The 14,554-nt window shown below is 65.1% G+C and carries 11 protein-coding genes; 6 read left to right on the top strand and 5 right to left on the bottom strand.

Translation table 11 applies throughout. From position 1 onward, the window contains the following. Positions 1 to 368 precede the first annotated feature (368 nt). From AB4089_RS18365 to AB4089_RS18375, 3 genes are read left to right on the top strand one after another with little or no spacing between them, the layout of a single operon-like run. A complete protein-coding gene (locus tag AB4089_RS18365) occupies positions 369 to 869 on the top strand; it encodes a VOC family protein (protein ID WP_441410709.1) in 501 nt (166 codons plus the stop codon). A gap of 27 nt (positions 870 to 896) precedes the next feature. Then, positions 897 to 1,064 carry a hypothetical protein gene (locus AB4089_RS18370; protein WP_175558513.1) on the top strand — a complete coding sequence of 56 codons (168 nt, stop codon included), beginning with the start codon at positions 897 to 899 and terminating at the stop codon, positions 1,062 to 1,064. Continuing rightward, positions 1,061 to 2,431, top strand: a complete 1,371-nt coding sequence (locus AB4089_RS18375; RefSeq protein ID WP_441410710.1) for a dihydrolipoyl dehydrogenase family protein — start codon at positions 1,061 to 1,063, stop codon at positions 2,429 to 2,431. Before AB4089_RS18370 ends, AB4089_RS18375 begins: the two co-directional genes overlap by 4 nt. 109 nt (positions 2,432 to 2,540) lie before the next feature. Here AB4089_RS18375 and AB4089_RS18380 read toward each other — a convergent pair whose 3' ends face one another. Next, entirely contained in the window at positions 2,541 to 5,099 is a 2,559-nt protein-coding gene (locus AB4089_RS18380; protein ID WP_441410711.1) for a CocE/NonD family hydrolase, read from the bottom strand. A 121-nt stretch (positions 5,100 to 5,220) separates the two neighbouring features. On the opposite strand from AB4089_RS18380, the gene AB4089_RS18385 reads away from it, so the two are divergent. Continuing rightward, entirely contained in the window at positions 5,221 to 5,859 is a 639-nt protein-coding gene (locus tag AB4089_RS18385) for a TetR/AcrR family transcriptional regulator (RefSeq protein WP_441410712.1), read from the top strand. A gap of 179 nt (positions 5,860 to 6,038) precedes the next feature. Here the strand turns inward: AB4089_RS18385 and AB4089_RS18390 are convergent, their stop codons facing one another. Beyond that, a complete protein-coding gene (locus AB4089_RS18390) occupies positions 6,039 to 6,182 on the bottom strand; it encodes a hypothetical protein (RefSeq protein ID WP_441410713.1) in 144 nt (47 codons plus the stop codon). Between the two features lie 703 nt (positions 6,183 to 6,885). Here AB4089_RS18390 and AB4089_RS18395 point away from each other — a divergent pair. Then, on the top strand, positions 6,886 to 7,113 hold the full coding sequence (locus AB4089_RS18395) for a hypothetical protein (RefSeq protein WP_441410714.1): 228 nt from the start codon (positions 6,886 to 6,888) through the stop codon (positions 7,111 to 7,113). Between the two features lie 67 nt (positions 7,114 to 7,180). Further along, entirely contained in the window at positions 7,181 to 8,170 is a 990-nt protein-coding gene (locus AB4089_RS18400; RefSeq protein ID WP_441410715.1) for a response regulator, read from the top strand. 121 nt (positions 8,171 to 8,291) lie between these two features. Here the strand turns inward: AB4089_RS18400 and AB4089_RS18405 are convergent, their stop codons facing one another. From AB4089_RS18405 to AB4089_RS18415, 3 genes are all read right to left on the bottom strand, one after another. Further along, on the bottom strand, positions 8,292 to 9,689 hold the full coding sequence (locus AB4089_RS18405; protein ID WP_441410716.1) for an MFS transporter: 1,398 nt from the start codon (positions 9,687 to 9,689) through the stop codon (positions 8,292 to 8,294). Positions 9,690 to 9,812: 123 nt separating this feature from the next. Beyond that, positions 9,813 to 11,405 carry a hypothetical protein gene (locus AB4089_RS18410; protein WP_441410717.1) on the bottom strand — a complete coding sequence of 531 codons (1,593 nt, stop codon included), beginning with the start codon at positions 11,403 to 11,405 and terminating at the stop codon, positions 9,813 to 9,815. A gap of 4 nt (positions 11,406 to 11,409) precedes the next feature. Next, on the bottom strand, positions 11,410 to 14,184 hold the full coding sequence (locus AB4089_RS18415; RefSeq protein WP_441410718.1) for an MGH1-like glycoside hydrolase domain-containing protein: 2,775 nt from the start codon (positions 14,182 to 14,184) through the stop codon (positions 11,410 to 11,412). Between the last annotated feature and the right edge of the window lie 370 nt (positions 14,185 to 14,554).

Below are 14,554 nucleotides of genomic sequence, written 5' to 3' on the forward strand. Positions count from 1 at the left end.
GGTGACAGCCTTGCGTTCACTCATCGAAAGCTCCATGGCTCACACTGCCGAAGCGGCGGACACCACCCCCGACGGACACGCCGCCACGCGGGCATTCTCAGATGATTCCTCGAAAACCGCTACGCGGGCATCTTTGATGAGTCAACTCGCTCCCTTGACTTTCGTCCTGGATGAGGCCACTGTGGGGTCCCGAGGGCAGCGTCCCCGGTTGAAGATCGGCCGGGGGGCGACAAGGAAAGCGCATGGCGACCCCCGTAGCGCAAGCCCCGCAGCATTGGCCTGGCGCCCGCCGCCGGCACGCCTTTCCCGGGTCGCCAGTGAGTCCGCTGCCGCCCTTTCATGGCGCGCCCGCCTAAGGGGAGGCCGGGATGAGTACCGTCGAGGAAAGCAAACAAGGTGCAGCCGGCAGCCCGCCGGTAAAGGCCGGGGAGTTCCGGCTCGAGGTTGTAGTGGTGCCGGTTTCGGACGTCGACCGGGCCAAGCGGTTTTATGAGGGTCTGGGCTGGCGGTTCGATGCCGAAGCTGCCGTCGCGGATGGTTACCGGCTGATGCAGTTCACGCCGCCAGGTTCCGGCTGCTCGATCATATTTGGCGAAGGGGTCACCACGGCGGCGCCGGGCTCAGCCCAGGGCCTGCACCTCGCGGTGTACGACATCGACCAGGCCCGCACTGACCTCATCGCGCGCGGGGTCGAAGTCAGCGGGATCTTCCACGACGCCACGGGCGTCTTCCATCATGCCGGAACCGAAGGGCGGGTGGACGGGCCAGCTCCCGAACACAGGGATTACGGCTCTTTCGCATCCTTCAGCGACCCGGACGGCAACGGCTGGGTCCTCCAGGAGATCAAGACCCGACTTCCGGGCCGCTGAAGCATCCAACGCTGAAAGGAGAGTCTGATGGCCACGACTTACGAATCCGTGGGCGACCTTGCGGAAGCCCTGAGGCGGGCCGCGAAAGCACACGGCAAACACGAGGAACTCACGGGCCAGGAAGACCCGGACTGGCCCGACTGGTACGCGCTCTACATGGTGCGCGAGCACGCCGGGGAGGAGTTGCCGACATGAACAGCGACTACGACGTGATCGTGATCGGCGCCGGATCCCCCGGCGAACACTGCGCGGGCGCCCTCGCCGAGGGCGGCCTGCGTGTGGCCGTCGTGGAGCGCGAACTGGTCGGCGGCGAATGCTCGTACTGGGCGTGCATCCCGTCCAAGACGCTGCTGCGGCCCGGTGAAGCGGTCCATGCCGCACGCCAGGCGGCCGCCACCGCCGCGGCGGACATCGAGGCGGCCTTGGCCTGGCGGGACTTCATGGTCTCGGATTATTCCGACGCCGGACAGGAACGCTGGCTGGCCGATAACGGCATCGACCTGCTGCGCGGCACGGGCCGCCTCGCCGGTCCCGGCGTCGTCGAGGTCGACGGCGTGCGGCACACCGCCAGCCACATTGTCCTCGCCAACGGCGCCGATCCCGTCGTGCCGCCCGTCCCGGGCCTGCGCGGGCTCGACGGCGTCTGGACCAGCCGCGAGGCGACGTCCATGAAGGCCGCCCCGCGCCGCCTGCTTATCCTCGGCGGCGGCCCTGTCGGCGTCGAAATGGCCCAAGCCGTGCGCCGATTCGGTGGCGAGGTGGCAATCATCGACAGGTCCGCCCATGTCCTCGGCCGGGAGCCGGCGCCGCTCGGCGAGGCCCTCGGCGAGGTATTGATTGGTGATGGCATCGAACTCGTGCTGCCGGCCAGTTCCACCGCGGCACGGCGAGATCGCGGGGACTACGTTGTCGAGATCGACGGCCAACGCGAGTTGCGCGGCGACCGGCTGCTCGTCGCCACGGGCAGGCGCCCGCGTATCCAGGCGATCGGCCTGGAGACCGTCGGCGTTGAGCCAGATCCGCACGGAGTCCCGGTCGATGCCCACCTTCGCGTGGCGGACGGGCTCTGGGCGATCGGCGACGTCACCGGGATCTGGCCGCTGACCCACGTAGGGAAGTACCAGGGCGATGTCGTCGCCGCGAACATCCTGGGTGAGCCGCGGGAGGCAAACTACGAGGCCGTTCCCCGGGTCACCTACACGGACCCGCAAGCCGCGGCGGTCGGCGCCGTCGACGGCCGCTTCAGCGCCACCGTCCCCGTCTCCGAGGTGTCCAAGACTGCGACCTACACACGTGCTTACGCCGAGAGCAATGGCTTCCTGACCCTCCTCAGCGACGGCGAACAGCTGACCGGTGCGTACGCTCTCGGCCCGGAGGCCGGCGAGTGGCTGCAGCAGGCGACACTGGCGATCCGGGCCCACGTTCCGCTCGATGTGCTGAGGGACACGATCCAGCCGTTCCCGACGTTTTCGGAAATCTACGTCTCCGCGCTGAAGGCACTCCGCGAGGAAATCGCGGCCGCCCGCTGGCCGGTTGGCGCTGGACCATCCCCGGCGGAATGAGAGGAGGCGATCCGATGAGCACCGCAGCTGGCTGTCGCCGGCTAAGGCCGAAGCCTGGACGGGTTGACTTTCCAGGGTCCCTCTGCCGATTCTCGGTTTGGGCCGTAAGCTAAACGTGGAATCCGATCGAGGCATGGACTGATTGGACGGCGCTCGCTCCCTCTCCGACCGCTGCGGCCACGCGCTTCATTGAGCCCTTGCGGACGTCGCCCGCGGCGAACACCCCAGGGATGCTGGTTTCAAAGGGCAGCGGCCGTCGCCCGAGAGACGACCAGCTTCCACCGAGTTCCGACAGGTCCAGGTCCGAGTCGGTCAGGATAAATCCTTCGTTGTCGAGCGCGACTCCGTTCAGCCAGGCGGTTGCGGGAACTGCGCCGATGAAGCAGAAGAGTCCCGCGCACTCGACAATCGCCCGGATTCCCGACTCCCTTGCCGTTATCTCAACAGCAGCGAGGTGGGATTGACCCTGGAGGCCCGATACCTCTGTCGCGGTGTGGATAGAGACCAGCGGTTCGGCGGCCAGCCGGTCCACAAGATAGCGGGACATGTCAGCTGCGAGATCAGCACCGCGAACGACGAGATGGACGGCACTTCCGCGCGACGCGAGATACAGCGAAGCCTGACCGGCTGAATTCGCGCCGCCGACAACTGTGACCGGCTTACCGGCACACCATTTGGCTTCGAGTTCGGTTGCAGCGTAGTAGATTCCGGCGCCTTGGAACTTCTCCCAGTCCGTCAGGGGCAGAGACCTGTACCTGGCGCCGGTGGAGATGATCACGGCGCGGCTTTCGAGGCTGGTGCCGTCGGTCAGCGCGAGACGGATTACGCCGGTGTCAACGTCGAGTGCTGTGACCCCGCACGGTGCCGATAGCTGAGCGCCGAACTTGAGTGCCTGCACGATCGCCTTCCCTGTCAGGTCAGTCCCGCTTATGCCCGTGGGGAACCCGAGATAGTTCTCGATTCGCGAACTTGCCGCAGCTTGTCCACCAGGACCGATCGCGTCGAACAAAACAGTTGCGAGCCCCTCAGATGCACCATAGACCGCAGCGGCAAGTCCCGCCGGGCCTGCGCCAATCACTGCCAGATCCACCTTTTGGTCGGCCGCTCGACGGTATGAGAGTCCGAGTTCGCGGGCCAAGATCTTTGCAGTCGCGCGGCGCATCACGTTGCCGGGAGTGATAACGACCGGGAGGTCCCCTGTCTCCGCCTGCACGGCCCGCATGAGTGCCTGCCCGGCAATGGAATCAGCTTCAAAATAGAGATGGGTGAGTCGCAATCGCGCCGCGAATGTCCGGAGTTCCAGTGAAGCTGCGGACAGACGGCTACCGACGATCTCCACGACTCGGGCAGCTGCATTGCTGCGAAGGAGTTCCCTCCGTGCGAGAAAGTCGGCTTCGACCCAGAGGTGCGCTTTGGGGTAGCCGACCATCACTGTCTCCTGATCGAACCGGGTCAGGAATGAGACCGCGTTCGGGTTAGCTGCAACGTCGTAGCCGGCCGTGGACTCCCGGGCCGGCACGTCGGTGGTCAAGGTGCGCGAGCGGGCGTCGAGGTAGAACTTCGTGGACACGACGTCCTTTGGCGGGAATGCGTCCGCGGGTACCCCGGTCTGGTCGCCGCCTTCGAGGTCGAGGACTGAATAACGCACACGCGGCGTGGTTTCCCAGCCGTTGTTCTCATCTTTCAAGTAGCGGTCGAAGAATCGGCGCAGGTCCTCTACGTTGGCTTCGTCGTAGTAGTCCGGCCATTCCTGTCCGTTGTGGATCCGCAGCCATTTTTCCTCTGAAGCGATTCGGCGCCAGGCGCGGAACGTTCCCGCCGTGTGGAGTGTGTTCGAGTAGCTGGCCACGATGTACGCCGGTATGGTGATGCGATCAAAGGCGGGAATCTTGTTCTCCCACAGCTCGTTCATCAACGGATAACGCGCCGCTTCGGAGAGGATGTCTTCTTTCTGGTTCTTACCGAAGAAGCTGCCTTCCTGCAGCTGCTGAGCAAAGCCGGTATCGGGCATGCCGCCGCGCATCACAAGATCCCGGTAGACATCACTCACGCCCTCCCACGGGTTGATCGCCGCCAAGTGTGGTGGCTGCTCGGCCGCTGTGAACCACTGAGAGGCGGCCAGGTAGGACGTTCCGCTCATGCCCACCTTGCCGGAGCACCAGGACTGTTCCGCGAGCCACTCGATCAGGTCGTAGCAGTCGCGCCCTTCCTGGCGATCCCAGAGCACGCTGTCGCCCTCGGAGTCGACCACGCCGCGGATATCTGGGTTGCAAACCGCGTACCCCCGCGCGCACCAGTACGCCGGATCCGGGGCCTCGAACTTTTCCAGACCTGAGACGATGCTGTTGTCCAGGCCTACCAGGCCGAAGACCCCCATCACGCTGGCGGAGGTCCCTTGGCCTTTGCCGTACGGACTCCACGCCACGATGACCGGCACGATTTCAGCACCGACGGGACGAAATACGTCGACGTGGATCGTCACACCGTCGCGCAACTCGACGGCAACATCCTTCTCGAAAACAACATCGACCGGCAGAGGCCGGAACTGAGGCGCTACCTGGAAGCCCGCCTCCAGCGTTCGGGTGCTCGGATCGAAACCGGTCAGCAGACCCGTGCGGGCTGCCGGCAGCGGATGGGATGGGACGAAGATCTTCTGCTCTGCGCTCATAACGGGCTCCTTTTGGCTCGTGCCCCTGGGACAACTCTCGATTCGATGCGAGCGTACGCCGTGTCAGTCAGTTAAATCAACAGCTGTTGAGAAAACTGTCGAATCGAACTAGATTTGGGGTATGACGATCAACGACAACACGGCACCCAAGGTGCGCCGGGGGCGGCGGCCAGGAACGTCGAACACGCGCCAGGACATACTCGAGGCCGCTCGTGCACGTTTTGCGAACGACGGGTTTGCCGCCACTACGATTCGGCTCGTTGCCGCGGACGCCTCGGTGGATGCATCCCAGGTGATGCAGTTCTACCGCTCCAAGGACGAGCTCTTTGCCGCCGTCATGGCCATTCCGCCCGAGGCGCTTGAGCGGTTCAATACGGCGTTCGAAGGGCCCGACGACGACCTGGGCGAACGGGTCGTCCGCGCCTACCTGGCCGCTTGGGAGGGGGCGCAGGAAGTGTCGGAGCCCCTCATGGCGATGCTGCGCGGTGCGATCGTCAACGAAAGCGCTGCCGAGCAGCTGCGCAGCTTCATCCAGTCCCGACTCCTCGAGGGAACCCGCCAACGCATGGACACCGACGCCGCGCTGCGCGCGGGCCTTGCCTCATCCATGCTCGTCGGTGTCGTCACGGGCCGGCAGATCATCGGCGTACCCACACTCCTCTCGGCAGGAACCGAAGAACTCGTCGCTGTCCTGGCACCGGCCATCCAACAAATCCTGGTACCGCACCCGCCTCGAGCCGAACCGGCCAACCGCCCATGAGCCAGATCGACGCCCACGTGTACTGACGCGAAACTCCCGCCTATCGAAGCGGGGCCGGACGCGAACTCTGCGCCAAGCCCCTCGCGTGAAGTGATCGCCGGGCGTCGTTCGCTAACGTCGCGGAGACTCGGCAGCCTGGCCGCCACTCAGGTCTGGCGTCCCCGTGCCCTCTGATTTCCTCAGGGCTGGGCCTCTGTGGAGGCGGCGTGCGCGCCGGGGTCCGCGCCGCCGGCGCGCTGCACGTCGGACGGCACTGGCTCGTCGTCCGGCCGGCGAAAATAGAGCCACGCCGCGACTCCCGCAGTCACTGCGACAGCTGCCACCCCGGCGATCATCCATGCTTTCCCGGATGCCGTCTGCCACGACGCAACCCTGGCGGGTGACTTAGCTGGCGGAACAACTCTCGGCGCAACGCGTTTCAAGCCCTCCTGAACACGGGGAGCCAAAGTTTCCACTCCGCCGGCGAGCTCCTCAGCGAGCCGCCGAAGACCGGTCTGGATCATCGGGGAAGCAGACTCAATTCCGGCATCGAGCCCCGCCACCACTCTTTTCAATGCCGCCTCGACCTCGGGAGTGGCCCACTCCCTTCCTTGTGTGAGCTGAGACACGAGAATCTCTGAAACATGGCGGACCTGATCCGCCTGGTCCGTGGGTTTTGCCGTGCGCATGAGGGCCTCCTCGATGTGATGGATCCCCCTAGCCTACGGCGGCCAGCGCCAGCGAAACAGGCCCCCGGCCGCCGTCAAACCGATGGACGCCGCAAGGTTCCCGAGATTACCGAGACCGCCGCCGTCGCCGATCTTCAGTCAGCAGCAGGCAGCTGAGGCACCTGATCGACGCCGGAATCGGCGTCGCCCTGGATGACTACGGGACAGCGCATTCGTCCCCGGTCATCTCGCGGCCCCTTCCCCCGACCAGCTCGACACTGCTCAGCGGGAGAAACAGGCAGGCTGTCACCGACGGCCCACCAACCGGCCGCCCTCTCCTGTTCACGCAGCGTTCACGCCCCGGGCGTAGGCTGGCCGCGTGAAAGAGTTCACGGACCGGCATCCCGTCATGGATCGGGCATCAGGCTGGACCCACCTGCAGACCGGCCAGGCGGTGACCGCCGCCGAACAAGGACACCCTGCGAGCGCCGGAACCATCGATGACATCACCCCGGATGCACTCATCCTCTGGGTCGGGCTGCCCGGGGCCTCCCCGCGCCGCCTGTTCATGTGCACTGACCAGGTGAAAATCCTCCCCATCCACTAAGGCCGCGTGCATCGGGGCGAACCAAGCGCCTCCGGATCAAGTGAGCCCAGGACTGGAAGGGCATGTCATGGCCGACTCAGGCAAACTTTTCAACCATTCGACCTCCGGGCACGGCGTCTTCCTTCTGGACGACCACGAAGTCGTCCGCTTGGGTCTGCGCCGCCTTCTTGCACAGGCCGGAATTCCCGTGCTGGGCGAAAGCGCATCCGCGCGGCAGGCGGTGCGGCGGATTCCGGCCCTGCGCCCGCAACTCGCCATCCTCGATGATCATCTCCCGGATGGCACCGGCGCTGGCGTGTGCAGGGCTCTCCGGGCCGCCGACCCGTCGATCCGCTGCCTCATCCTGGTCGACACGGCGGACGAGGACGCATTGATGGCGGCGGTGCTCTCCGATGCCTGGGGATGCCTGTCCAAGCAGGATGATAATCGCGAACAGCTGAGGTTGATCCGCCGCGCACTGGCCGGGGGCTTGGCCTTTAGCAACAGGTTCCGGCACCTTCTCCAACAGAGCGGAACCTCCCCTCAGAATCTGCCGCCGGAGAGCAAGCTCCATAGCCTGACCAGGCAGGAAACAAATGCTGTCATAGGCCTCGGTAAAGGGATGAGCAACCGACAGATCGCTCAGGACCTGAAAATCACCGAGAAGTCCGTCAAGAACCTTGTCGCCAGCGCCCTGGCCAAGCTCGGGATGGTCGGCAGAACCCAGGCCGCCGTCTTTATCGCTACCTCGGCGGACCGGACACGTGGGCCAGGCTACGGCTACCTCCGATCCTCTGAGATGACCGCTCGAGCCGCTGCCGCGCTGGAGAACTGCACCCACGATGGCGCGGTACGGATCGATGATGCCTCCCGAGCCAAAGCCCTTGGCGCCCTGGCAGCGGCACTTACCGATTTCAGGACCGTCCGCAACTCCGGGCCGAGATCCGCTGAGATGGCTACTACCCCGGCGGCCTTCCCGGCAGGCCGTCCGTCAAACGCCTTAGGCCGGTGGCCCGGGATCCGTGATGGCAATGCCCGGGATCCCCGGCGGCCCCGCCATGAAATAGCTGCCCCCTGATTCGCGTCTGACGGCGTTGCCGGCGAGGCCGGGTCGAAGCCGGCGCCGTCGTGGTAGATATCCAGCGTTAGGCGCGGGCGGCCTCCCCGGCGTTGCTGCTCCGTCGCCTGCGCCAGCCGGGTCAGTCGGGCGGGGCGCCGGACTTCGCGGGGACCAGGTTGACGGGGAGCATGAACGCTGCCACGAGACCGACGAGTCCCAACACGGCGAGGGTGATCATCGCGGCACCGTAGGACCAGGTCAGGAGGATCGTCCCCGCCACGGCGGTGCCGATCGACGAGCCCAGGTTCGACACGCTGCGCGACAGGCCGGAGATCTCACCCTGCAGCTCATCTGGGAAGCTCGACTGGACCAGGTTGACGGACGGGGTCAGCATCGCCCCCACTCCCAGCCCGATCAGCAACAGCCCGGGGGCGAAGGCCCATGCGGTCGGATTCCCTTGCACCATGGCGATGAGTAGTGCGATCCCGCACAGCGTGACGCTGAAGCCGACGATGACCAGGGTACGTTGCGTGTGCCTCTTCGCGAGCCGCTCTGCCGCGATCGATGAGACGAGGATCCCGGCGGTGGCCGCCGTAAAGATCACACCTGTCTCGATCGCGTTGTATCCGCGCACGACTTGAAGGTAAGCCGACACGGTGAAAGAGGTCCCCAGCAGGATCAGCCATTGCACGTTCTGCGTGATGAGGCCGAGATTCGATGTCCGATTCCGGAAAAGCCCGGTGGACAGCAGCGGCTGCTCGCCTCTACGCTCCTTGGCGCGCACGTGGGCGAAGAACCAGAGCAGAAGCAGCGCGCCGGCCACCATGAAGACCACCATCAGCAGCAGGTCGTTGTCCGCCAGCATGATGCCTGTGACGAAGACCACCAGACCAGCGGCAGAGAGGACAGCCCCCATGGAGTCGAACGGCTGACTCGGATCCGCAGGCAACGGGTCCTGCACTGCGCGGCGGCTCAGCAAGATGATGATCACGATGATCAGTGCCTGGAAGATGAAGGCCGCCCGCCAGCTGATCGCGGTGGTGATGAGCCCGCCAATCAGCGGCCCCGCGGCCGCCCCGATTCCTCCCATGCCGCTGATCACTCCGAAGGCCCAAGCACGGGAGGTCACGTCCGTGAACAGCATGGTCGTCAGAATATAGACCGGTGGGATCAGAAGGGCCGTACCGATACCTTCAAGGATCGAGTTGCCGACTATCAACACGAACAGGTTCGGCGCCACCGCACTCATCACCGCACCGACCCCGTACAGCGAGAGGCCGATGATGAATAGTCTCTTGCGGCCACAGATGTCGGTCAGCTTGCCGCCCGGAATCATCAGTGCGGCCATGACCAGCAAGAAGATCGTGATGGCTGCCTGGATTCCTTCGACGGTTGTGTTCAGATCCTTGCTCATGTCGTTGATCATGACGTTCATGTTCGAGCCCGCGAAGCTGCAGATGAACTGCGCCAAGGCGAGCGGCACGAGGACCCTGCGCAGTTCCTGCTTCGTCCGTCCCGTGACGATGTTTCCGGCCATTCCAAACTCCTTTCGAGGTGTCCGCGATGCCTCCCACGGCCGACCGTCGGAGCGCTGGAGTGGGAGGGTGGCGACCGTCGACCGTCTCACCGGACGGCACAAGGGCAGGCGCCTAGGGGCCCGTCAGTCGTTGTTGCCGCGTTCTGGCGATCGGTCGAGGCGGAGCAGATGCCATTGCCAGGCCTCGAGTCGGACGAACAGCCCGTCGCTGAGATCGTTACCGGCGCGGTCGAAACTTATTTCCCGGGTCGGGTCCGTCAGCTGCCACCGGTGACCGCGCAGATCCGGCCACGGTGCCCTCACATGACCTGTTGCGGGCGCATCGCTCAGATTCACCACGATCAGCCACCGAGTGGCACCGTCCCAGCTCCAGGCGACGAGATTTTCGAAGCTGTTGTCCCCCGGCCACCCCGACCGTTCACACAATTGCCAGCGCCCGTCCCGAAACGTCGGGTCAGCGACAGCCGCCAAGAGCCGGCGGTAAAAGGCGGCCAGCTGGTCATCGGCCGGCTCGGCGGGGAAGCGACCGAGGAACACCGGAAGGCGTACCCGCCACCCGAGCAGCTGGCCGTGGTGAATGAGCCGTGCCCCGGTCTGGGTCAGGGCCGTCACCGCCGCAGCCTCTTGGCGGCCGGCTGTGAACGCCGACGCGGCACGGGGCTCGTCGTGATTCTCCACGAACCGGACAAGGGCGTTCTGATAAGCGGGCTCTGCCAGCAGGTGCAGCCTCACCTCGTCCGCACTGCCGCCGAGAAGGCGGTCATACAAACGCTTGTCGTAGCAGTAGTCGAAGCCCTGCTGCATGAGAGACCACTCAAGATCCCAATAGGCTTCGGCGATGAAGGCGAAACCGGGGTGGCTTTCACGAACGGCGCTGATCACAACAGGCCAGTACTCCGAGCCCGGTGCAGGACCGACCCGGGATCCCCAAGTGCGGGCGAAAATGTCGTTCATGACCAACATCGCCATGTCGCAACGCACCCCGTCGCACTGATCGGCGATCGATCTCACCGTCTCCACCGCCGCCGCTCGCAGGGCGGGGTCGAAGGCGTTGAGCTGCACGACGTCGGGCCACGCCGGGAAGTAGGGGTCCCGCCCGTTGGCGAGCACCCGGCCGCCCACCTCGACGAAGGACGCCGGATCGAGGTCGCGGTCCGCGGCGGTCCCCTGCACGAAGAGCTCGGGTGTGCCTGTGGTCCACGGATGATCCGGTGCGACATGGTTGGGCACGAAGTCCAGGATCAACCGGACACCCCGCACCGCCAGCTCTTCCCGGGCGGCGGAAAGCCCGGCTGGGCCACCCAGGCGGTCATCGACCACATAGTCCCTGACGCAGTACGGCGACCCGACGACATCCTCGGCACGCCAGTCGGGAAGAGCGGCCTGGAAATCGGACCGCAGGGCCGGGTTTTCCAGTGCGATCCTGATTCCGGCGGGGCTGCGACGCCAGACCCCCATCAACCACACCGAATCGAACCCCAGAGCTGCAATCTCGTCCCAGTGCCGTTTCGGGACGGAGCCCAGATCGATTTGCGCGTTTTCTTCGACGCTGATTGATTCGAGCCAGGCCCATGTGTTGATCTCGTAGATAAACGGGTGGGCCACTGGTGGCGACAGCCCCGGTGGTCGGACCGCCGCTACCATCTCGTCCGTCACCGTGCCGTCGCCCCTCATGGCTCTCTGGAAACGGCCTTGTCCCTGAGTGTTGTTTGACATCGGTTCACGGCTCCGTTTCCGGTGGTCCTGTCGTGGCGGTCGGTCCCGAGTTGTCCTGATTGTCCGGGCTGTCCGAATCGTCCGTGAATGCCATCCGGTAGCTCTGGCGGGGTGGGTCGAGGAGGAGGTCCGCGACCAGAGCGGTCCATCCGGTCTGGTGCATGGCGCCGAGTCCGGCCCCGTTGTCGCCGTGGAAGTACTCGTAGAACAGCAGGTGGTCCTTCCACGCGGGATCGTTCTGCAACAGGTCGACGCCCCCATAGACCGGTCTGCGTCCGTCCGGGCCCGGGAGCCAGATGCTCACCAGCCGATCGGTGAGGTCACCGGCTATCTCTCGCAGGGTCAGGTGGTGGCCGGAGCGGGTGGGGTATTCGACAGTGAAGTCGGGGCCGAAGAACTGGTCGTACTGCAGGAGTGCCCGGATGGTGAGGTAGTTGACCGGCAGCCACACCGGTCCCCGCCAGTTGGAATTGCCGCCGTACATCGCGGTTCGCGATTCGGCAGGTTCGTACTGGATGGTCGCGGTGGGGAGCCCCGGAACCGTGTAGGGCGTGTTGTGCCGCTTGGAGATCGATCGCAGCCCGTGGGGAGACAGGAATGCCTCCTCGTCGAACAGGGTACCGAACAGCCGGACGAGCTTGTCCATCGGGAGGACCGACAGCAGCGTCCGCCGGGAGTCCCCAGTGCCGCGGACCTGCCATTCGAGGATCTGGTGCCGGTCCGTCTGTTCCAACCGGCTGGCGAACCGCTTCCGCAGCCGGCGGTTCCGGTCCGTGTCCTGGGTAGGGAGCACCACCGCGGGCAGCGCAGGGATCAACCCGACGAGGGTCTGCACCTTGATCGGGACGCTGATTCCATAGGGGTCGGTGAGTCGGTCGTAGAAGAAGCCGTCCTCGGTGTCATAGCAGCCTGAATCCTCCAGCGCGTCCATGATCAGCACCGTCTGTTCCAGGAATTTCACGACCATGTCCTCATAGACATCGTCATATTCGGCGAGTTTGGTGGCCAGGGTGAGCATGGCGACCGAGTAGTACGCCATCCACGCGGTGCCGTCGGCCTGGTCCAGCTTAAAGCCGGGCGGCAGGTGCGAGCGGTCGATCGGGCTGATGTTGTCCAAACCCAAAAAGCCGCCGCCGAAGAGGTTGTTCCCGTCGGGGTCCTGCCGGTTGAGCCACCAGGTGAAATTCAGCAACAGCTTGTTAAACACCCGTTTCAGGAAGTGCAGGTCGGTGCCGCCGTCGATCACGAACACCCGGATGGCGGCCAGCGCATGGACGGGCGGATTGACATCATCGAAGCTCCACTCATACGACGGGAGCGCACCGTTCGGATGCTGGAACCACTCCCGAAGGAGCACCAACAGCTGGTATTTGGCGAACGCGGGATCCAGGTGCGCCCAGGTGACGGCGTGAAACGCCAGATCCCAGGCCGCGAACCACGGGTACTCCCACGGGTCGGGCATGGCCAGCACGTCGAAGGAGTCCAGATGCCGCCATCCCGTGTTCCGGCCGTTTCGATGCCCGGCCGGCGGCACCGGTTGGCCGGGGTCACCATCCAACCACCGGTTCACCCGATACGGGTACATCTGCTTGCTCCAGATAAGCCCCGCGCAGGACTGCCGCATCACCCGCATCGGCTCGGGGCCGATCTCAGCGGGGGCAATCGCCGCGTAGAACTCGTCCGCTTCCCGTTCCCGGTCTGCCATGACGTCATCGAAATATGAGTCGGACCACTGGGCCCGGGGTGCGGTTTGGTCCGGGATCGGCCGGTGCAGCCGCAGCCGCAGCTCGGTCCGGCCCCCGCCCGCCACGGTCACCTGATACCACCAGGCTGCCTTGGTCCCCTGATGTTCCGGATTCACAGTATCCGCGCCGGAGACAACGTGGTCGTTGATGCCGTCCTTGGGATAAGCGGTGACCGGTGCCGCCCCGAACAGCCGGGCCGTGTTCGTCTCGTTGTCGCAGAACAACGCCTGCGGCCGCACTCCCTCCTTGGTGGGAACGGCGTCGAGCCGGTAGCCGGACAGCCGTGGGTGCTCGACGGCGACCCCGTCACCGTCCAGGAACAACGACGGCGCCTCACCGCCGTTGACCCGCCACGTGTTGCGGAACCACAAGGTGGGCAGCACCGAAAGTACCGCTTCCTCGGAGGAATGGTTCTCGATGGTGATCCGGGCAAGTACCTCGGTCGGTGAGGCCTTCGCGTACGCGACATCCACGGACCAGTATCGGCCGCCGTCGAAGACACCGGTATCCATCAACTCGAATTCGGGTTCGTCCCGGGTCCGACGGGCGTTCTCGTCGATCAGCCGCTGATAGGGAAATGCTGCCTGCGGGTAGTGATACCGCCACCGCAGCCATGCATGGCTGGGCAGCGCATCCGGGTACCACCAGTATTCCTTGACGTCTTCCCCGTGGTTGCCCTGCGGACCAGTCAGACCGAACATCCGCTCCTTCAGGATCGGATCGGCCCCGTTCCACAGCGCCAACCCCAGGCACAGGTCGTGGTGAATATCGGACAGCCCCGCCATGCCGTCTTCGTTCCACCGGAACGCACGGGACCGGGCTTGATCATGCGGAAAATACTCCCACGCGTCGCCGTTGTCGCTGTAGTCCTCCCGAACGGTGCCCCAAGCCCGCTCCGATAGGTACGGCCCCCACTCGTACCAAGGATTCGCCTCGAACAGGACGTCCTCCGCCGCGCCCGTGGCCTCGGCCAGCCGGGCATGTTCAGCGGTCACATCTCGAGGTGCAGCGGGCGGAATCGTGTCGTCGGTCATGACGTCCTCTCAGGAAGCGCTGACAGCCGAACTTCTCAAGACAAGCCCCGATGGTGACCCACGATCTTGGTCACCATCGAACTTCAACGACGCGATACGCCGCGCCTGGTGTGCCCATTTAGCCTGATGCTATCAACCGGAACATCGCCCCGGTCGCCCCGGAGCAACTATTCACCTGACGTTCACATCGTCCAAGCACCAAAAGTCGCCTTGGAGTTCTCGGCAACCCTAGACGCCCCCAGCGGAACTAAGCTACTCACGCGCGGCGGCGAAGGCTTGGATGGGCCACGCTTCGCGGACAGTCGCGCAGCTCACATCACATGGGCGCGAATCCTTGAGGATGCGGGTCAGGCCGACGGATAAACTTGCA

This window comes from Arthrobacter sp. 2MCAF15, from assembly GCF_052115605.1.
Taxonomy (GTDB): Bacteria; Actinomycetota; Actinomycetes; order Actinomycetales; family Micrococcaceae; genus Arthrobacter.